The 1,388-nt window shown below is 64.4% G+C and carries 1 protein-coding gene; it reads left to right on the top strand.

What is annotated here, in order from left to right:
* The first annotated feature begins 95 nt into the window (after positions 1–95).
* The gene (locus MBELCI_RS18820) at positions 96–1,355 is read left to right on the top strand and encodes an IS256 family transposase (RefSeq protein ID WP_021695821.1); all 1,260 of its coding nucleotides are present in this window, start codon (positions 96–98) and stop codon (positions 1,353–1,355) included.
* Positions 1,356–1,388: the final 33 nt, after the last annotated feature.

Here is a 1,388-nt window from a genome sequence, read left to right as displayed (position 1 = left end):
GAGCTATGGCTGAAAATGGGTGATGCGGTCTGAGAAGGCGGCGTATCGTGGCGGGTGCTGAAGCCTGCCAGAACCTCCCGAAGGAGCGATACGCCATGAAGAACGATACTGACATCATCCCGCTTCGTCAGCCCCATTCGCTGGACGATCCCTTGACCGAGATTGCCCGCGAGGGGGCGCGTCGGATGCTGGCTGCGGCCTTACGAGCGGAGGCGGATGCCTTTGTCGCAGAGCTTGCCGAGACCCGTTTGCCGGACGGGCGCCAGCGCGTGGTTCGGCATGGCTACGGCCCCGAGCGTGAGATCCAGACCGGGATCGGCGGGCTCTCAGTCAGGCGACCGAAAGTCCGGGATCGGTCGGCGGAGAACGAAGCGGATAAGATCCGCTTCAATTCCGCCATCCTGCCAAGGTGGGCGCGGCGCTCCCGCAGCTTGGACGCGCTGCTGCCGGTTCTCTATCTCCGCGGCATCTCGACCGGGGACTTCCAAGAGGCCCTCGCGGCCCTGCTCGGCGAGAACGCCCCGAACCTGTCGCCTGGTGTGCTGTCGCGCCTGACCGGCGAATGGGAGGCAGAGTATGGGCGCTGGCAGCGCCGCGACCTCGCCGCGCGCCGCTACGCCTATGTCTGGGCTGACGGGGTCTATCTCCAGGCTCGGATGGAGCCGCAGGCCGAATGCATGCTGGTTCTCATCGGCGCGACGCCGGAAGGAAAGAAAGAGCTCGTGGGCTTTCAGGTCGGCATGCGTGAGAGCGCGCAGAGCTGGCGCGAGCTGCTGGTCGACCTCAAGGCGCGCGGCCTGACCTGCGCTCCGGAAATCGCTGTCGGCGACGGCGCGCTCGGGTTCTGGAAGGCGCTCGATGAGGTATTTCCCAGCACCAGGCACCAGAGGTGCTGGGTTCACAAAACTTCGAACGTGCTGAACAAGGTCCCCAAATCCCTCCAGCCCGCCGTCAAATCCGACCTGCGCGAGATCTGGCAGGCCGAAACCCGTGTCGCCGCCGAGGCCGCGCTGGACGTGTTCGTCGAGAAATACGGCGCGAAATACCAGAAGGCCGCAACCTGTCTGAGCAAGGACCGCGAGGCGCTGTTGGCGTTCTATGATTTTCCCGCCGATCACTGGGACCATCTGCGAACCTCGAACCCGATCGAGAGCGTGTTCGCCACTGTCAGGCATCGCACGGTTCGCACGAAAGGTGCGCTATCCCAGAAGACGGCTCGGCTGATGGTCTACAAGCTCGTGCAAGCCGCCGCGAAGGGATGGCGTCGCCTGAAGGGCGCCAACCAGTTGCCAATGGTGATCGAGGGCGTCAAATTCACCGACGGCGTCCTCGACGCCAAAAACCGCGCCGCCTGATCAAAGCGCGTCACCCAAACTCAGGCATAGCTC

Source organism: Limimaricola cinnabarinus LL-001 (assembly GCF_000466965.1).
Classification (GTDB): Bacteria; Pseudomonadota; Alphaproteobacteria; order Rhodobacterales; family Rhodobacteraceae; genus Limimaricola; species Limimaricola cinnabarinus.
Note: the sequence above shows the minus strand (reverse complement) of the source record. Positions and strands in the feature narration are given on the sequence as shown.